We start from the raw sequence: 20,088 nt of genomic DNA, 5'->3' as shown, positions 1-20,088 counted from the left end.
GAGGAGAAGACAATTTTGAAAAATGAAACGATTAATTATCCAGAGGTAACTAATGAAAGATATCGATTAAAGTATCATATTACGGCACCAGCAGGTTGGATGAATGATCCAAATGGGTTTTGCTTTTTTAAAGGCTATTACCATATCTTTTATCAACATCATCCAAATTCAACACAGTGGGGACCAATGCATTGGGGTCATTCAAGAAGTAAAGATTTAGTTAATTGGGAAAGCTTACCAATTGCTTTGATTCCTGGTGATCAAGAAGATCAGGATGGCTGTTTTTCAGGTAGCGCAATTGTGAAGGATGAGCGTCTCTATTTAATTTATACAGGACATAATTTGAAAGACAAAAACGATCCAGATAGTTATTGGCAAAATCAAAATCTAGCCGTTAGTGATGATGGGATAACTTTTGAAAAATTTGCTGGTAATCCAGTGATTTCAATACCTCCTGAAGATAATGATGCTGATTTTAGAGATCCGAAAATATGGTTTGAAAATGGAAAATATAATATTGTAATCGGAAGCAAAAATAAGGATGGCTTGGGTCGAGTTCTTATGTATAACTCAGATGATTTAGAACATTGGGACTACTTAGGACCTATTGCAACTGCTAAATCAGTTGATTCTGAAGGATTCGTTTGGGAATGTCCTGATCTTTTCGAAATTGATGGACAAGATGTTTTAGTAATGTCACCACAAGGAATCAAAGCCGATAAATTAAAATATAGAAATTTCTTCCAAACAGGATATCTGACTGGGAAATTTGATGAAGAGACACATTCATTACATCATGGCGAGTTCACTGAATTAGATTATGGACATGATTTCTATGCGACCCAATCAATGGTTACGCCTGATGGTAGAAGAATTATATTTGCATGGATGGATATGTGGGAGAGTCCCATGCCAGAACAGGAAGATGGTTGGGCAGGCGCACTAACATTTCCGAGAGAATTAAATATGAAAAATGGTAAATTATTGATGACACCAGTTGAAGAAATTAAAAAATTACGTGAAAAAGTATTATTAGATATCACTAAACCTAAGGATACAACTACTATTTTTGAAGCCCCTACAAAGAGTTTTGAATATTTAGGGAATTTTGATGGGCAAGAAAATGTCAGTGTCAAAATTAAAAATAGTGATAATAAATTATTAATAGAAGTTAGCTATCAAGCTGTAACAGGTAAGGTAACTTTACAAAAGTATAATGATGACTTACTTCGAGAAACTAATGTGAGCGTTGCCAATAAATTGGATATTCATTTATTAATGGACAATAGTTCAGCAGAATTATTTATGAATAATGGAGAAGCATGTTTCTCTGAAAGGGTTTATGATGAAAAAGAACTTATAGTTGAAACAAGTAGTGATTCAACTAATTATGATATTAAAATATATGAACTTGGAGGAACAATGTAATGTTATTAGGAAGTATTGAAGCAGGTGGAACTAAATTTGTATGCGCGGTAGGTAACGAAGATTATCAGGTAAAGGATCAAATTCAAATTCCAACAACAACACCTATTGAAACGTTAACAGCAGTCGTAGACTATTTTAAGCAATTTGAAATAGCTGCACTTAGTGTTGCCTCATTTGGACCAATTGAAATCAGAAAAACGTCACCTAAATATGGATTTATCACGAAAACACCAAAACCAGGTTGGGGTGATACGGATTTTTTAGGATTTCTTAAGGGTAAACTGGATATTCCAACATTTTGGACAACGGATGTAAATGGTTCAGCTTACGGTGAATATACAATGTCGACATTGTTTAATGAGAAAATTAATTCACTTGTTTATTACACAATTGGAACTGGTGTGGGCGCTGGGGCAGTCATTGATGGCCATTTAGTTGGTGGTATTGGCCATCCCGAAATGGGCCATGTCTTAGTTAAGAGACATCCTGATGATCTTGATTTTAAAGGTATCTGTCCATTTCATGGTGATTGTTTAGAGGGCTTAGTTGCTGGACCAACATTTGAAGCACGGACTGGTAAAAAAGGTAAAGATGTTCCATTAACAGACAAAAATTGGGATATTATGGCCTACTATATTGCTCAGGCTGCCGTTCAAACAACATTAAGTTTGCGTCCTAATAAAATTATTTTTGGAGGCGGCGTTACAAACGATGTTTTATTGGAAAAAGTGCGTCATGAATTCAAAGAAATTTTAAATGATTATGTTGACGTTCCACCATTAGATCAATATATTACAGCGCCACAAGTTGCTAATAATGGATCAGCCAATGTTGGAAACTTCGCTTTAGCTGAAAAAATGTTATCTGAATGATAGAGTTATTTAACAAAATTGGAGGGTAAAATAATGACAAATAAAAATTATTATGATGTAACAAAATGGCCTATTGGTAATCCGTACGAAGATATTGGCGAAGTTATTAACAGTATTATTACTGATATTAAAAGTCGCCAAACTGATAGTAATAGCAATGATGGTGGAAAACCAGGGGCAGTTATTTATCTACCACCAGCTGATTATCACTTACGTACACAAGTGTTAATAGATATTAGTTTTCTTAAAATTCAAGGATCTGGACATGGATTTACGTCATCAAGTATTCGGTTTAACGTACCAGAAAACGAATGGTCAAATTTACATGAATTATGGCCTGGTGGTAGTCGTGTTCTTGTTGATCTCGATCCTAAAACAACGGATGAAGAATCTGAAGGCGCAGCTTTCTATGTTGCAAGAGAAGGGAATCCGCGTATTAGTTCAGTCGAATTTTCGAACTTTAATATTGATGGATTACACTTTATTGATGATGGCTCAGGCGAAAAAAATCTAGAAAATACGTATGTGAATGGTAAGACTGGAATTTATGTTGCAAGTGCACAGGATTCATTCCGTGTTACAGAAATGGGTTTTGTCTACTTAGAACATGGTATAACCATTTATAACGCGGATGCATTAACAATCCACGATAATTTTATTGCTGAATGTGGTAATTGTATTGAACTACGTGGATGGGGACAAGCTTCAAAAGTAACTGAGAATTTAATGGGGGCTGGATTTAACGGCTATACTATTTTTGCAGAAAACTTCGGAGGACTGTTAATTACGATTAATAATATTTTCCCAAGAGGTGCAAGTAGTATTTCATTATCTGGCGTAACAAAATCTTCTGTTACAAATAATCGTATTCATGCATTTTATCCAGGAATGGTTATTTTAGATGATAATTGCTCAGAAATATTAGTTTCTTCAAATCATATGTTGCATGATCAAGAACCGTGGGCGCCTATGCAACATCGAGATAATGGATTAGACGATTTATATGGGCTGTTATCAATTAGCGGTAATGATAATTCCGTCATTGGAAATCATTTTTCAGAAACGGTTGATCAAAATACGCTTAAACCAGTTGGTGCAACACCGGTCATTATCCGACTTGCTGCTGGACACGGTAATTATATTGTAAATAATAATGTTGTTGCTACAGAAATTCAATCGGGTAGTGGCGACTCAGCATTTTCCGCACAAGTAGATGCATTATTAGCAACTGAAGAATTAAAAAAAGTCTCAGTAACAACTGTTTTGGTTGAAAAGAACTCAACGCAAAATACAATTTTAGATTCTGGAAACAATGAACAAGTTATTTTGGATAAAAATGTGAATGCTTTTAGAGCAACACCAACGGTTCCAAAAAATAGTAATTTTAAATAAATGATTTAATTTGTGCCACTTTGATAAAATAGGACTATAATGAAAGTTGAAGTTAGAACTTAATATAACTGTCCAAATCAAAAGAGGCGATAGCAATGGCAAAGTTGAGTAAAGAACAACGCAAAGCAATGGCTCAAAAAGCAATGGACGAACGTGCTAAACATCCACAAGCTGAAAAAAAACAATCAGGTTTTAAATTTATTGAAGATGAATCAACTAAGTTAGGTGCAGAAAAAAACTAATTATAAAAGTTCAAAGATTAATTCTAAGTATTCTTGGAATTAATCTTTTTTTAGTTAACTAAAAATATTAAATTGGGTGTAAGTCATGTACAATTTGAATGATAGAGAATTTAATGAGGAGTGATAATCGATGTTAATTAAACAAGTACATATTGAAAATAAAGAAGAATTACAAGATATTCGAGTAGAAAATGGTATGTTTACTGAGATTGGGGTAAATTTACAACAAAATGTTGATGAAAAAGTCATTGATGCAACAAATAAATTGATGTTACCACCATTTGTTGATCCACATGTTCATTTGGATTCAACGCTCACGGCAGGTGATCCAGAATGGAATGAATCTGGTACTTTGTTTGATGGTATTCGAATTTGGTCTGAACGTAAAAAGACGTTAACCCATGAAGATGTTAAAGAACGTGCTGTTACAGCATTAAAAATGCAGGCAGCCCATGGTGTTCAGTTTGTTCGTTCACATGTTGATGTGACTGATCCTGATTTAGTGGCTTTGAAAGCTTTAATTGAGGTCCGCGAAGAAGTTAAACCTTGGATGGAATTACAATTAGTTGCTTTCCCACAAGAAGGTATTTTATCATTTCCAAATGGTAAGGAATTGATGACAAAAGCTGCTGAATTAGGAGTTGATGCAATTGGTGCAATTCCCCATTTTGAATTTAATCGAGAATATGCAGTTGAATCACTTCATTTCGCTTTCGAATTGGCTCAGAAATATAATTTATTATTTGATGCACATACGGATGAAATTGATGATCCTAGCTCTCGTAGCTTGGAAACTGTTGCAACATTAGCATTAGAAACAGGAATGAAAGATAAAGTTACAGCATCACATACAACAGCAATGGGTTCATATAATGATGCTTATTTGTACAAATTAATGCGTTTGTTAAAGATGTCAGAAATGAACTTTATTGCTAATCCACTTGTAAATATGTTCTTAGGTGGACGTTTTGACACATATCCAAAGCGTCGTGGCTTAACACGTGTTAAAGAATTGGATGAAAATGGGTTGAACGTTGCATTTGGTGAAGATGATATCAAAGATCCATGGTATCCAATGGGAGATGGCAACATGCTAGACGCCTTGCATATGGGATTACATGCGACTCAAATTATGGGTTATAGTCAAATTATGAATGCTTACCGATTTGTGACGACTAATGGCGCTAAAGCTATGCATGTTATGGATCATTATGGAATTGAAATTGGAAAACCAGCTAATTTCGTCATTATGGATAGTGATAATTTTTATGATGCGTTGAATACACGCGCTGCGGTTATGTTATCAGTCCATAATGGTGATGTGATTAGTGAAACAAAACCAGCAGAAACACAGTTATATATCTAGTAAGCAATCGTTTTGGTAGCGCCTTCTTGGTTTGAATGCTAGAATCAAGGCATGACTTGAAAAGGGGTAATAAAATGAAAATGATTAATTTAGGCGATAGCGAACTTCAAGTATCATCTGTCGGATTGGGATGCATGCGCATGCCAGAATTGTCGACTGGACAAGCTGCAGAAATGATTCAAACATCAGTTGATCATGGTATTAATTTCTTTGATCACGCAGATATTTATGGTGCAGGAAAAGCTGAAGAAGTGTTTGCGGCAGGATTTGCTGAAACTGGGCTATCACGTGAAGATATTATTCTTCAATCAAAATGTGGTATTGTTCCAGGTGTAGAGTATAACTTTACTGCTGAACACATTGAAAAAAGTGTTGATGGCATTTTAAAACGATTAAATACGGAATATATTGATAGCTTATTGTTACACAGACCTGATACGTTAATGGAACCTGAAGCTATTGCTCGTGTATTTGAAAAACTACAAAAATCTGGAAAAGTACGTCATTTCGGTGTTAGTAATTTCTATCCTGGGCAAGTGGAATTATTACAACAAGCTTTGGATATGAAACTATTAGTTAACCAACTCCAATTTGGCGTTATGCACACTGGAATGATTGATTTGGGAACAAATGTGAATATGGTTAATGATGCTGGAATTAATCGTGATGGCGGTATTTTAGAATATTCACGTCTTAAAAAAATGACGATTCAAGCATGGTCACCATTCCAATACGGATTTTTTGAAGGTACATTCTTAGATAATCCAAAATTTGCTGAATTAAATGAAGTTTTAAACCGCTTAGCTAAAGAAAAAGAAACGACTAATACTGGAATCGCAACAGCGTTTATTCTACGTCACCCAGCTAAAATGCAGGTGATTGCTGGAACAATGAACGCAAAAAGAATTGTTGAAATTGCGAATGCTTCAGAACTTGAACTAACACATGAAGAATGGTACGAAATTTATCGTGCAGCAGGAAATAAATTACCATAAATGAAAAAATTAAAGTAACTAACTAAATTCGATTTTAGTTAGTTACTTTTTATATTAAGCGTATGAAAATTTCGTAGTTACCATACTGGGTATGGTAAAATTAGAGTTAATAGGTGGTGGATTTGATTTGGAAAATAAATATGAGCATGTTTATCGTGAAATTAAAGCGAAAATTGTCGCGGGTGAATATGAAGTAAACGATAAATTAATGACTGAATCACAGTTAATGTCGATTTACGAATCTAGTCGTTATGCGGTTCGTAAGGCAATTGGTGATTTAGAGAATGCAGGGTATGTCTACCGAATACAAGGTGGCGGTATCTTTGTTAATGATTGGCATACTGTAAAAAAAGTGACACAAAATAATAAAATAATTGGTGTCATGACAACACATATTGCTGATTATATTTTTCCAAATATTATCACTGGAATAGATCGTATTATTTCTGAAGAGGGATATACAATCATGCTAAGTAATACGCTTGATAATGCTGAAAAAGAACGATATAGCCTTTTAAGAATGCTTGAAATGAATTTATCTGGACTAATCGTAGAACCAACACAAAGCGCATTAATAAATAAAAATAAGGATTTGTACGAAAAAATAATGGCGCAAAAAATACCAGTTCTTTTTATTAATTCACACTACGAAGATTTAGAAATTCCATACTTAGAATTAAATGATTTCAATGGTAGTGAGGTTGCTACAGAGCATTTAATAAATGAAGGACATGGAAAAATACTTGGTATTTTTAAAGTGGATGATAAACAAGGCCAGTTAAGAATGAATGGATTTGTTCAAGCTTATATGGAACATTCAGCTATTTCATATCAAAGCGAGATATTGATGTATCAATCTGCTGATTCAATGCAAAATATCTATAAAAAAATTGAAAAGATACTGCATAGATCGGATCGCCCGACTGCTATTGTTTGTTACAATGACCAACTTGCCATTAAGTTAATAGATATTGTTAAGTCGATGGGAATGAAAATTCCTGAAGATATCTCAATTGTGGGTTTTGATGATTATCAATTATCAAAATATATGTCGCCAAAATTAACAACAATTAGACATCCAAAGGAAAAAATGGGCCGAGAAGCTGCGACGATGTTATTAAAAATGATTAATTCTAAAACAATGTCGGCGAAATCTGTCGTATATGATGCAAAGTTAATCATTCGAGAAAGTGTTAAGAATAGGAATTAAAACGTGATAAGTATTACTCGAATTTGAGTAATACTTATTTTTTTTGAAATTCATTCGAATAAATAATAATAACTATTGATTTGTTCGAACAAATGTGAGAAGATGACCTTGTTGATAAATGCAACCGTTTTCAGTAAACGGTTGCTGTAGGTTTTTCGGTTGGTCGTACCAATCGGATAATAAAATTTGGAGGTGTCATATGCAAAAAGAAAAGAAAATATCTAGTAAGTTTATTTACTTTTTTGGGTCATTCGGAGGAATTTTATTCGGATACGATATCGGGGTTATGACGGGGGCTTTACCATTCTTGCAAAAAGATTGGGCTCTTCAAAATAGTGCCGGAACCGTTGGTTGGATTACTTCAGGAGTTATGTTCGGTGCCATCTTTGGTGGCGCGTTAGCCGGTAAGCTTTCAGATAAGCTAGGTCGACGTAAAATGATTTTGATGTCAGCTATTATTTTCGTTGTTGGTTCATTACTCGCATCATTCTCACCAAATAATGGACAGATGTATTTAATTATTGTTCGTATTTTCCTTGGATTAGCAGTTGGTGCTTCATCAGCATTAGTACCAGCATACATGTCAGAAATGTCTCCGGCTAAATTACGAGGACGACTATCAGGAATTAATCAAACAATGATTGTTTCCGGAATGTTACTTTCATATATTATGGATTTTCTATTAAAAGATTTACCTGAAGCATGGGCATGGCGCGTTATGCTTGGATTAGCAGCTGTACCAGCTGTTATTTTATACTTTGGGGTTTCACGTTTACCAGAATCACCTCGTTTCTTAGTTAAAACAAATAAAGTTGATGAAGCTCGCCAAGTATTAACTTGGATTCGTCCAGCTGATGAAGTTGAACAAGAATTAGCTGATATTCAAACTACTGCGGGTGAAGAAAACCATATTGAAAAAACATCAATGGTTCAATTATTCACAGGTAAATATCGTTACTTAGTTATGGCCGGTGTTGGTGTTGCTGCATTCCAACAATTCCAAGGGGCTAACGCAATCTTCTACTACATTCCTTTAATTGTTGAAAAGGCAACTGGGAATGAAGCAAGTTCAGCATTAATGTGGCCAATTATTCAAGGGATTATCCTTGTCTTAGGTTCACTCTTATTCTTAGTTATTGCAGATAAATTTAAACGTAGAACACTCTTAATCCTTGGTGGTTTAGTAATGGGACTATCATTTATCTTACCTACGATCATTAATATGGTTGTACCAAATACGAGTCCTATGATGATTGTTGTTTTCTTATGTATCTACGTTGCATTCTACTCATTTACATGGGCTCCACTTACATGGGTATTAGTTGGTGAATTATTCCCATTAGCTGTTCGTGGAAGTGCTTCAGGAATTGCATCTTCAGCTAACTGGATTGGATCATTCTTAGTAGGACTATTATTCCCTATTATGACTGCTTCAATGCCACAAGATGCTGTGTTCGCAATCTTCGGAATTATTTGTTTATTGGGTGTTCTATTCATTCGTTTCTTCGTTCCAGAAACACGTGGTCGCTCATTAGAAGACATTGAAAAAGAAGGTACAAGAAATTAAGTAACCTATACGTTAGGAGTGTAATTGATATGGATTTAGTAAAAACATCACAAGCAATAAAAAATGGTCAAGTTTCACTTGGAATTGAATTAGGCTCAACACGTATTAAAGCAGTTTTAGTTACGGATGACTTTAAGACAATTGCAACAGGAAGCTTCAATTGGGAAAATCAATTGGAGGATGGTCTTTGGACTTATTCTCTTGAACAAGTTTGGACTGGGATTCAAGCAAGTTACAGACAAATGGCTGCAAATGTTCAAAGCAAATACCATGAATCATTAACAAAAATAGATTCAATTGGTATTAGCGCTATGATGCATGGCTACCTTGTCTTTTCGAAATCTGATGATTTATTAGTTCCCTTTAGAACATGGAGAAATAATAATACAGAACAATCAGCTGATGAATTAACAGAGTTGTTGAACTTCAATATTCCACAACGTTGGAGTATTGCACATCTTTATCAAGCTGTTTTAAATAATGAAGCTCATGTAAATGACATTGGTCATCTAGAAACACTAGCTAGTTATGTTCATTACATGTTATCTGGTAAAAAAGTTATCGGAATTGGGGATGCTTCTGGTATTTTCCCAATTGATGAAAAAACAGGCACATACTCAGCTGATTTATTAGATAAATTCAGTGGTATTGAAAAAGTTTCTGCTTATGATTGGGATATTAAAGACATCCTACCTACTGTTTTAAGAGCTGGTGAAAATGCTGGATCATTAACAGGTACAGGAGCTAAATTACTTGATGTTAGTGGAAAACTTGAAAGTGGTAGCTTGATGGCACCACCTGAAGGTGACGCTGGTACAGGGATGGTTGGAACCAACAGTGTCCGTAAGAGAACAGGTAATATCTCAGTTGGAACCTCTGCTTTTTCTATGACTGTTTTAGATCAGCCTATGAAAAAAGTGTACAAAGATATTGATATTGTAACAACACCAAGTGGTGCTCCGGTTGCAATGGTTCATGTTAATAATAGTTCGTCAGATATTAATGCATGGGCTTCAATCTTTGGCGAGTTCGCAGCAAAATTAGGTGTTCATTTAACACCAGATCAGTTGTATGAACGATTATTCTTAGAATCAACACATGCCGATGCCGATGCAGGTGGATTAATGAATTATAGTTACTTATCAGGTGAAAATATTACACATATGCCTGAAGGTCGTCCATTATTTGTTCGAACACCTAACAGTAACTTTACATTGCCTAACTTTATCAAGACGCAATTATATGCGGCATTTGCACCACTTAAGATTGGAATGGATATTTTAAGTCAAGAAGAACATATCCAAACTGATGTAATGATTGCTCAAGGTGGTATTTTAAAAACAGCTGTAATCGGACAACAAGTATTAGCTAATACGTTGAATATTCCAATTACGGTTATGAATACTGCCGGTGAGGGTGGACCTTGGGGAATGGCTGTCTTAGCAATATTTGCTAAGAAAAATAATAACGGTCAAAGCTTAGAAGACTTCTTAGATCATGAAGTTTTTGTAGACCCAGAAAGTATGACGTTAAGCCCAGAACCTGAAGGTGTAGAAGGTTACAATACATTTATAGCTAGATACGAAGCTGGCTTGTCTATTGAGTCAGAGGCAATAAAAAAAATTAAGGAAGAAAAGAGGAACTAGTATATATGTTAGAAAAGCTAAAACAAGAAGTGTACGATGCTAACATGCTGTTACCTAAGTACAACTTAATTACCTTTACATGGGGTAACGTGAGTGGAATCGATCGTGAAAAAGGGTTATTCGTCATCAAACCATCTGGTGTTGATTACGATGATTTAAAACCTGAAGATATGGTTGTTGTTGATTTAGATGGTAAGAAAATTGAGGGTGATATGAATCCTTCAAGCGATACAGAGACGCATCGCATTCTATACAATAACTTCCCTAATATCAAAGGTGTCGTTCATACTCACTCACCTTGGGCTGTCTCATTTGCACAAGCAGGATTGGATATTCCAGCAGCTGGTACAACACATGCAGATACTTTTTATGGTTCAGTTCCAGCAAGCCGTATCATGAATGAAGCAGAAGTTGTCACAGAATACGAAAAACAAACAGGTGACGTGATAGTCGAAACGTTTAAAAAACGTGGACTCGATCCTGATCAAATTCCAGCTGTTTTGGTTAATGATCATGGCCCATTTACATGGGGCACATCTGCTTTAGATGCTGTGCATAATGCTGTTGTCTTAGAAGAAGTTGCAAAGATGACTTATCATACATTGCAACTGAATCCACATGCAATTGACATGCCACAATACTTATTGGATAAACATTTCCTAAGAAAACATGGTAAAAATGCATATTATGGTCAAATTAAACACTAAAACACGTTTTTTAAAATAATAAACTATTAGGAGGAATTATATTATGTTAAAAGTTAGTGAAAAAGAATTTTGGTTCGTTGTTGGTAGTCAAGGTTTATACGGTCAAGATGTTTTAGACGTTGTTCAAGGTGATGCAGAAAAAATTATTGATAATTTAAATGCTAGTGGTTCACTACCATACAAAATTGTCTTTAAAGAAGTTGCAACAACTGCTGAAGTTATTACTAACATCATGAAAGAAGCTAACTATGAAGACAAAGTTGCTGGTGTGATTACTTGGATGCATACTTTCTCACCTGCTAAAAACTGGATTCGTGGAACAAAATTATTACAAAAACCATTGTTACATTTAGCAACACAATTTGGTGAAAATATTCCTTGGGCAACAATTGATATGGATTACATGAACACAAACCAAAGTGCTCATGGAGACCGTGAATACGGCTTTATCAATGCTCGTCTTCAAAAACATAATAAAGTTGTTATTGGTTACTGGAAAGATGAAGCAGTTCAATCACAAATTGCTGACTGGATGGATGTTGCCGTTGCTTACGGTGAAAGTTTCAATATTAAAGTTGCTCGTTTTGGCGATAACATGCGTAATGTTGCCGTTACAGATGGTGATAAAGTTGAAGCCCAAATCAAATTTGGTTGGACTGTAGATTACTTTGGTATTGGTGATTTAGTTGCTGAAATGAAAGAAGTAACTGACACTGAAATTAATGCAACATATAAAGAATGTGAAGGCATGTACGATATGGTTGTTGGCGACAACGATCCTGCCTTCTATGAAGACCATGTTAAAGAACAAATTAGAATTGAAATTGCTTTACGTAAATTTATGGAACGTGGTGGCTACACTGCATTCACATCTAACTTCGAAGACCTTTGGGGTATGAAACAATTACCAGGTATGGCTGTTCAACGTTTAAACGCTGAAGGTTATGGTTTCGCTGGTGAAGGTGACTGGAAGACTGCTGCAATCGACCGTTTGATGAAGGTTCTTGCACATAATAAAGCTACTGGATTTATGGAAGATTACACATATGATTTACGTGCGGGTCATGAAGCAATTCTTGGTTCACATATGTTAGAAGTTGATCCTACATTAGCTTCAACAAAACCACGCGTGGAAGTACATCCATTAGGTATTGGTGACCGTGAAGATCCAGCTCGTTTGATCTTTGATGGTTCAAATGGTAAAGGTGTTGTTGTTTCAATGTCTGACTTTGGTACTGAATACAAATTATTAATTAACTCTGTTGAAGGTCAAAAACCAGAAGTTGAAGCACCTAACTTGCCAGTAGCTCGTCAATTATGGATTCCAGAACCAAGCTTTAAAGAAGGCGTTCATTCATGGATTGAAAATGGTGGTGGTCATCATACTGTTCTTTCAATGAATGTGAAGGAACAACAAGTTGTTGATCTTGCTAAGATGTTTGATCTTGAATATGTTGAAATTAAAAAATAATTAATATTTTAAAGGATATCGCTGGTAAAACGATATCCTTTTTTTGTGTAAGAAAAGTAATTAAATATGATTTATATCAAATAAAACCGGTGCTTACGAAAATAAAGATTCGTAAGCACCGGTTTAGATTTCTAATGATAATAATTGAGAATTTTATCTGCACCTGAAAAGGTAATCTCAGACTTTCGTGTTATAAATCACCATCCACAATTTGTTCTAAAGTCGTTTTTGAAGGGATGAAGAATAAATTACCAGTTTCAGCGGTACTGAAATCTAATAATCGATCACTTTTACTTTCAAACATATTGATGAGCATTCGGTTAGTTACTGCAAAATGACGTGCGTAACCAATGAAGTATGTCCCTGTAATGTCTTTCCCAGGTTCTGAGAAGGGAACGTTCATACGGACAATTTTATGCTCAATGCCATCTTTCATATCTTGTGAAGCAACGTTATGAGAATTTGGTAATTTTTCTTCGTCAGTTAATTCTAAATCAGAATCTTTCTTCCGACCAATTGCTTTTTCTTGGTCTTCAGTCTTTAAGGCATTCCAAGCGGTCATATTATGGATATACTTTTGAGCAAAAGCATAAGAACCGTTTGTAAAATCAGGATCTTCGTCCCCGATAACGGCGTAATCGAGTGCTTCATTAACGTCTGGATTTTCAGTGCCGTCAATGAAACCAATAACAGCGCGGCCTTCAAAATAACGGAAACCATGTGTTTCATCTTCTACAGTTGTGACATCCTTAATGAAAAGCATAAATTGTGCCATAACTTCATAGACAACAGCACTTTCACCAGCGCGAACATGAAAGAATAAATCGCCAGGAGTTGAAATTGCGGTGTATTTAGGCCCAACAATTTCTTTAAAATGGGTAAGTTCAACGGGTTTGATAGCATCCGGGAAAAGATAATCCCAAGCATCAGAGCCAAAACCAAAGGCAACTTTTAAGTTAGCTTTTGGATAACGAACGTTCATACTACGGATGATGGCCGGAATACGGTCAGATAGCTCTTGAACTGCTTCTAATTCAACTTTTTGATCTTTGTGATTTAAGTTTAGAATGGTGAAATTAACAGCTTCACCTAAATCTTTATAAACATCTTGTGTTAATTTTTCGTTTACTGCCATAGTAATTACTCCTTAAAATTTTAATTTTCTTTAACAATTATAACCATTTTACCTGCATTATGTGGTGAATTTAATTGTTTATGGGTTTCAATAATATCAGTTAAATTAAAGTGATATTTTTTTGCTATTTTAATTTCTAATTCATCTTGCATCATTAAATCTGTTAAGAAAGTTAGCGTGTCACTATCTTTTAATTCTTTAACATTCTCAACAAGATAGTAATCTGCAAGTGGCGTTGCTGCTTGGACAGAGTCGGTTGGAACGGTAACTAACGATACCATTCTGCCGTTTGTTTTCAATGCTTTGACGCCTACCTCACTGCCAAGACCGCCAGGAGTTGCATCAACAACAATATCAGCCATATCTTTAAAAGTTTCGGCGGGATTTTCTTTATCGTAGGCGCTATAATAATCTGCACCTAGTCGACGAACATAGGGTTCGTTGGCGCTTGAACCACTAGCGAGAACGGTTAATTCCATCAATTTAGCAAGTTGCACTAAAATCGAGCCGACACTTCCAGAAGCGCCTTCGATAAAGATGGTTTCACCAGCCCTTGCTTTTGCAAAAAAATTCAAAATATTGTATGCCGCTATACCAGGTGTTGGTAGACCAGCAGCTTCAGCAATCGTCATATTATCAGGTCGCTTAGCAATATGTGATGTAAAGACGACAAGTTCTACTGCGTAGCCACCAAAAGCCTTATGAACAACAACAGCATCACCGATATTAAAATGAGTAACTTCATCGCCAATTTCAGTAATAATACCCGTTACGTCACCTCCAGGTACAATTGGAAATGGTAAAAGCATAACGTCTTTCATATAACCAGCGCGTAAAATTGCATCAAATGGGTTAATGCCAATCGCTTCGATTGAAACTCTAACTTGCTTTGATTTAAGTGCTACTTCTGGATTAACTTTTAATTCCTCAAATACGGTTGCGTCACCATATTGGTTAAAGCCAAATGCTTTCATAAGTATAACCTCCCTAGATTAAAATCATATTGGTACTAATCTCAATATACCATAATTTAAAGAAAAGGTTTACAAAATGAGGGAGAATAACAAATTTCGTAATAATATATTTTGCGCAATCTAATTGACAACGTATTTTTGAAGATGTATAATATCCATATTGGTAAATGATAGCGTTTTCATAAATAATCAAAAAGAAAGAATGTGAGTTATTTGGAAAAATATATTTTATCTATTGATGAAGGAACGACAAGTACAAGAGCAATTATATTTAATCACAAAGGTCAGAAAGTTTCTGATGCACAACGCGAATTTCCACAATATTTTCCTCAACCTGGTTGGGTTGAGCACAATGCAAATGAAATATGGAACGCAGTATTATCGACAATCGCAAATACATTTATCGATTCCGGGATTAAACCTAAGCAAATAGCAGGAGTTGGGATTACCAACCAACGTGAAACAACTGTTATTTGGGATAAGAAAACGGGATTACCCATTTATAACGCAATTGTTTGGCAATCACGTCAAACAGCAGAAATTGCGGAACAATTAAAAAAAGATGGATACGACGAATTAATTCATGAAAAGACGGGATTACTAATAGATGCTTACTTCTCAGCAACTAAAATTCGTTGGATTTTAGATCATGTTGATGGTGCCCAAGAAAGAGCCGAAAAAGGTGAATTACTTTTTGGAACTATTGATACTTGGTTAACATGGAAGTTGTCAGGCGATGAAACGCATGTAACTGATTATTCTAATGCTAGTCGGACAATGTTATTTAACATTCATGATTTGAAGTGGGATGAAGAAATTCTAAAAATTATGAATATTCCAGCAGTTATGTTACCAGAAGTTAAATCAAATTCTGAAGTTTACGGACATACGAAAGATTATCATTTTTATGGTAGCGAAGTACCAATTTCAGGAATGGCTGGAGATCAACAAGCTGCCTTGTTTGGTCAAATGGCATTTGAACCAGGAATGGTTAAGAATACTTATGGGACAGGCTCATTTATTGTCATGAATACAGGGACAGAACCTAAATTATCTAAAAATAATTTATTAACAACAATTGGTTATGGGATTAATGGTAAAGTTTATTACGCTTTGGAAGGTAGTATCTTTGTTGCTGGTTCAGCAATTCAATGGTTAAGAGATGGGATGCGCTTGGTGGAACATGCACCAGACACAGAACAAGCAGCTGAAGAATCGACGAATGATAATGAAGTTTATGTTGTACCTGCCTTTACAGGATTGGGAGCACCTTATTGGGATCCTGATGCACGAGGTTCAGTCTTTGGAATTACTCGTGGAACAACACGTGAAGATTTCATTAAAGCAACGTTACAATCATTGGCTTACCAAACTAGAGATGTTGTGAAAACAATGGAACTAGATACGGGAATTAAAATTCCATTACTAAAAGTTGATGGTGGTGCAGCTAAGAATGATTATCTGATGAATTTCCAAGCAGATATTTTAAACACACCTATCGAACGTGCTCATGACCTTGAGACAACTGCTTTAGGTGCAGCATTCTTAGCTGGATTAGCCGTTGGTTATTGGAAAGACCTAGAAGAACTCAAAGCTGAGTATACTGAAGGGGATATTTTTAAACCAACAATGCCTGTAGAAGAAAGCGAAGATTTATACGCAGGTTGGCAACAAGCGGTTGAAGCAACTCGAGTATTTAAACATAAACCAATGAAGAAAAACAATAAATAAGGGGGATACAACTATGTCATTTTCAGCAACATCAAGAAAACAAGATATCGAACGATTAAAGAATGAAGAATTGGATTTATTAACAATTGGTGGTGGTATCACCGGAGCCGGCGTTGCTATTCAAGCAAGTGCTATGGGTTTAAATAACGGATTAATTGAAATGCAAGATTTCGCTGAAGGAACATCATCACGTTCGACGAAATTAGTTCATGGTGGTATTCGTTACTTGAAGACATTTGACGTTGGAGTTGTTTCTGATACTGTTCAAGAACGTGCAGTGGTTCAACATATTGCACCACATATTCCACGCCCACAATCAATGTTATTACCTATCTATGATGAACCCGGCGCAACTTTTGATATGTTCTCAGTGAAAGTTGCAATGAACTTATACGATCAATTAGCAGGTGTTGTTGATCCTCAATGGGTTAACTACACAATTTCTAAAGCAGAAGTTTTACAACGCGAACCACAATTAAAATCTGATAAATTAATGGGTGGCGGTGTCTACCTTGATTTTAAGAATAATGATTCACGTTTAGTTATTGAAAATATCAAAAAAGCACATGAAGATGGCGGCTTAATGGTTAGTCGTATCAAGGCTTTAGATTTATTACATGCTGACGGTAAAATTACTGGTGTTCATGTATTAGATTTAATTAGTGGCGAAGAATTTGATATTCATGCTAAATATGTTATTAATACAACGGGTCCATGGTCTGATTTTATCCGTAAAATGGATACTGATGAAGATTTTGTACCACAAATGCGTCCAACAAAAGGTGTTCATTTAGTTGTTGATTCTAAAAAATTAAATGTACCACAACCAACATACTTTGATTCTGGAAAACAAGATGGTCGTATGATCTTCGTTGTGCCAAGAGAAGATAAAACATATTTTGGAACAACAGATACTGATTTCCATGGTGATTTCGAACATCCTCGTGTTGAACAAGAAGATGCTGATTACTTACTTGATATTATTAACGAACGATTCCCAACAGCTAATGTCAAAATTAGCGATATTGAATCAAGTTGGGCTGGATTACGTCCATTGATTTCATCAAACGGAAGTTCAGATTACAATGGTGGAAACTCAGGTAAAATTAGTGAGAAGAGTTTCAATGATGTTATTAATGTTATTGAACGTTTTGAAAAAGATGAAGTAACTAAAACAGATGTTGAAGATGTCTTGAATGATTTGGAAAGTACACTTTCTGAAGATAAGACAAGTGCATCACAAGTTTCTCGTGGAAGTTCATTAACTGTTTCAAAAGATGGTTTATTAACATTAGCTGGTGGTAAAATTACAGATTACCGTAAAATGGCTGCCGGTGCCATGGCTGCAATTACGAAATTATTGAAAGATAATTATAGTCAAGAATTCAATGCGATTGATTCTAAAAACTTACCTGTTTCAGGTGGCGATATTGATCCTAATAATGTTGAAGCAACAATTAGTTTCTTCGCAAAACAAGGAATGGACAATGGGTTAACTGAAGAAGAAGCAACAGTATTTGCTAACTTATTTGGTTCAAATGCAGCACGTGTATTTAGTCAGATGACTCACGTTAAAGCAGCAGAAGGACTTTCTTTAGGTGAAACAGCTAGTCTTCATTATTCAATGGAAGAAGAAATGACGTTAACACCAACTGATTACTTAATGCGTCGTACTAACCACATTCTTTTCCATCGCGATACATTGGATGCTGTTAAAGTTGGCGTAATTAACGAAATGGCAAGTTACTACAGCTGGACTAAAGAAGAAAAAGCAAAACAAACTGCAGATTTAGAAGCAACAATTGCAGAATCAGATATGAACTATTTGAAATAACCGTCAAAAATAGAGGTGAGTATGATGACAACAAGTCTTATGACGCAACTTTTGGGTGAATTTTTAGGCACGATGATTTTAGTATTATTAGGTAATGGGGTCGTTGCTGGCGTTTCGTTACGTAAGTCAAAAGCTGAAGGTGCTGGTTGGATTGCAATCACATTAGGTTGGGGGATTGCCGTAACCTTGGGTGTCTATGCGTCTGCCTTTATGGGACCAGGACATTTGAATCCAGCTGTAACTTTGGCAATGGCAATTGTTGGTAAGATTGCTTGGTCTTCTGTATTACCATATATGGTTGTCCAGGTTGCTGGTGGTATTGTTGGTGCTTTCTTGGTATGGGTTCAATACATGCCACATTGGAAAGAGACGAAAGATTCTGATGCAATATTTGGATCATTCGCAACTGCTCCTGCAATAAAAAGTAATCTATATAACTTTTTAAGTGAATTAATTGGGACATTTGTCTTAATCTTTAGTTTACTAGCATTCACAAAAGGTAACTTTACGGATGGTTTAACACCAGTCGTTGTTGGTATCTTAATTGTTGGTATTGGTCTTTCACTTGGTGGGACAACTGGTTATGCAATTAATCCGGCCCGTGATTTGGGTCCTCGTATTGCACATGCTATTTTACCAATTGCGAACAAAGGTGGATCAGATTGGTCATATAGTTGGGTACCAATTTTCGGACCATTCGCTGGTGCAGTAATTGCCGCAGGGTTATTCTTAGCTGTAGCATAGGCTAAATGTTTGAAATAATTTATTATTAAGTTAAACCTCTATTATTGAATTTTAATTCAATAATAGAGGTTTTTTATAGTAAATTTTAAAGGGTATTTTTATTGTATATTGATAAATTATGCGATATAATAATTTTTCAATCGTATTTATACGAATAGATTAAGCATAATAAAGGATGTGTAACAGTGACTGTATCTTACTTAAGACTGGCAACGCCAGAAGACTTACCAGCAATTACAGGAATTATTGAGGAAGCAAAAGCTTACCTTAAAGAACAGGGAATTGACCAATGGCAAGGTGCTTACCCGGCGGCGAACCATTTAGAACAAGATATTAAAGATCAATTGACTTATGTCTTAATGGTTGGAGATGAAATCGCAGGAACTGCTGCACTTTGGCTAGGAATAGATCCTATGTATCTTAACATTGAAGATGGCGAATGGATTAATGGCCCACAAGCACGTTATTCGGCTATTCATCGAGTTGCTGTTTCTTCAAAATTTAGAGGTCAACGTTTATCAGAAAAAATGATTTCAGGTTTATTAACAATTGCGAGATCATTGGGTTACAAAGATGTTCGCGTTGATACACATCCTGAAAATAAAGGGATGCAACATGTCATTACCTCAAATGGATTTGATTATAAAGGTATCATCCATATGGAAGATGGCGTTAACTCAGCACGATATGCTTACCAAATTATTTTAAAATAAAACGTTTAAGACAGCGAATGATATCGCTGTCTTTTTTTGTGTAAAAAGTAACAATTTGAAT

17 protein-coding genes are annotated in these 20,088 nt (G+C 35.4%); 15 read left to right on the top strand and 2 right to left on the bottom strand.

All coding sequences use genetic code 11. The annotated features are described in order from the left end of the window. Positions 1–15: 15 nt before the first annotated feature. The 11 genes from ACE83Q_RS05730 (at position 16) to araA (ending at position 12,896) form a co-directional block, all read left to right on the top strand. Positions 16–1,428 carry a glycoside hydrolase family 32 protein gene (locus ACE83Q_RS05730; protein ID WP_409021780.1) on the top strand — a complete coding sequence of 471 codons (1,413 nt, stop codon included), beginning with the start codon at positions 16–18 and terminating at the stop codon, positions 1,426–1,428. Then, complete coding sequence (scrK, locus tag ACE83Q_RS05725) at positions 1,428–2,300, top strand: fructokinase ScrK (RefSeq protein WP_409021779.1); 873 nt, start codon at positions 1,428–1,430, stop codon at positions 2,298–2,300. Before ACE83Q_RS05730 ends, scrK begins: the two co-directional genes overlap by 1 nt. Before the next feature lie 33 nt (positions 2,301–2,333). After that, complete coding sequence (locus ACE83Q_RS05720) at positions 2,334–3,692, top strand: right-handed parallel beta-helix repeat-containing protein (protein ID WP_409021778.1); 1,359 nt, start codon at positions 2,334–2,336, stop codon at positions 3,690–3,692. A 95-nt stretch (positions 3,693–3,787) separates the two neighbouring features. Then, a complete protein-coding gene (locus ACE83Q_RS05715; RefSeq protein WP_409021777.1) occupies positions 3,788–3,934 on the top strand; it encodes a hypothetical protein in 147 nt (48 codons plus the stop codon). A gap of 130 nt (positions 3,935–4,064) precedes the next feature. Further along, a complete protein-coding gene (codA, locus tag ACE83Q_RS05710; protein ID WP_409021776.1) occupies positions 4,065–5,300 on the top strand; it encodes a cytosine deaminase in 1,236 nt (411 codons plus the stop codon). A gap of 74 nt (positions 5,301–5,374) precedes the next feature. Further along, positions 5,375–6,295: an aldo/keto reductase family oxidoreductase gene (locus ACE83Q_RS05705; RefSeq protein WP_409021775.1), complete on the top strand. Its 921-nt coding sequence runs from the start codon at positions 5,375–5,377 to the stop codon at positions 6,293–6,295. A 91-nt stretch (positions 6,296–6,386) separates the two neighbouring features. Next, positions 6,387–7,505, top strand: a complete 1,119-nt coding sequence (locus tag ACE83Q_RS05700) for a GntR family transcriptional regulator (RefSeq protein WP_409021774.1) — start codon at positions 6,387–6,389, stop codon at positions 7,503–7,505. Between the two features lie 199 nt (positions 7,506–7,704). Next, entirely contained in the window at positions 7,705–9,072 is a 1,368-nt protein-coding gene (locus tag ACE83Q_RS05695; RefSeq protein ID WP_409021773.1) for a sugar porter family MFS transporter, read from the top strand. A 29-nt stretch (positions 9,073–9,101) separates the two neighbouring features. After that, complete coding sequence (locus tag ACE83Q_RS05690) at positions 9,102–10,718, top strand: xylulokinase (RefSeq protein WP_409021772.1); 1,617 nt, start codon at positions 9,102–9,104, stop codon at positions 10,716–10,718. Positions 10,719–10,723: 5 nt separating this feature from the next. Further along, positions 10,724–11,425, top strand: a complete 702-nt coding sequence (locus tag ACE83Q_RS05685) for an L-ribulose-5-phosphate 4-epimerase (RefSeq protein ID WP_409021771.1) — start codon at positions 10,724–10,726, stop codon at positions 11,423–11,425. Between the two features lie 43 nt (positions 11,426–11,468). Next, positions 11,469–12,896 carry an L-arabinose isomerase gene (gene araA, locus ACE83Q_RS05680; RefSeq protein WP_409021770.1) on the top strand — a complete coding sequence of 476 codons (1,428 nt, stop codon included), beginning with the start codon at positions 11,469–11,471 and terminating at the stop codon, positions 12,894–12,896. 190 nt (positions 12,897–13,086) lie between these two features. On the opposite strand, the gene ACE83Q_RS05675 is transcribed toward araA, so the two are convergent. Both ACE83Q_RS05675 and ACE83Q_RS05670 read right to left on the bottom strand, forming a co-directional pair. Further along, the gene (locus ACE83Q_RS05675; protein WP_409021769.1) at positions 13,087–14,031 is read right to left on the bottom strand and encodes a Dyp-type peroxidase; all 945 of its coding nucleotides are present in this window, start codon (positions 14,029–14,031) and stop codon (positions 13,087–13,089) included. A gap of 20 nt (positions 14,032–14,051) precedes the next feature. After that, positions 14,052–15,005, bottom strand: coding sequence for an NADP-dependent oxidoreductase (locus tag ACE83Q_RS05670; protein WP_409021768.1), 954 nt, complete (start codon positions 15,003–15,005; stop codon positions 14,052–14,054). Positions 15,006–15,218: 213 nt separating this feature from the next. Between ACE83Q_RS05670 and glpK the strand changes: the two genes are divergently transcribed. The 4 genes from glpK to ACE83Q_RS05650 all read left to right on the top strand — a co-directional run bounded on the left by glpK (position 15,219) and on the right by ACE83Q_RS05650 (position 20,027). Continuing rightward, positions 15,219–16,736 (top strand): glycerol kinase GlpK, encoded by a 1,518-nt coding sequence (gene glpK / locus ACE83Q_RS05665; RefSeq protein WP_409021767.1) that lies wholly within the window; start codon positions 15,219–15,221, stop codon positions 16,734–16,736. A gap of 13 nt (positions 16,737–16,749) precedes the next feature. Beyond that, positions 16,750–18,570 (top strand): type 1 glycerol-3-phosphate oxidase, encoded by a 1,821-nt coding sequence (gene glpO / locus ACE83Q_RS05660; protein WP_409021766.1) that lies wholly within the window; start codon positions 16,750–16,752, stop codon positions 18,568–18,570. Between the two features lie 24 nt (positions 18,571–18,594). Next, entirely contained in the window at positions 18,595–19,314 is a 720-nt protein-coding gene (locus tag ACE83Q_RS05655) for an MIP/aquaporin family protein (protein WP_409022824.1), read from the top strand. A gap of 185 nt (positions 19,315–19,499) precedes the next feature. After that, the gene (locus ACE83Q_RS05650; protein ID WP_409021765.1) at positions 19,500–20,027 is read left to right on the top strand and encodes a GNAT family N-acetyltransferase; all 528 of its coding nucleotides are present in this window, start codon (positions 19,500–19,502) and stop codon (positions 20,025–20,027) included. The last annotated feature ends 61 nt before the right edge of the window (positions 20,028–20,088 follow it).

This window comes from Dellaglioa kimchii (assembly GCF_046115505.1).
GTDB lineage: Bacteria > Bacillota > Bacilli > Lactobacillales > Lactobacillaceae > Dellaglioa > Dellaglioa kimchii.
The sequence above is the reverse complement of the archived record's forward strand: the minus strand, read 5'-3'. Positions and strand labels throughout refer to the sequence as shown.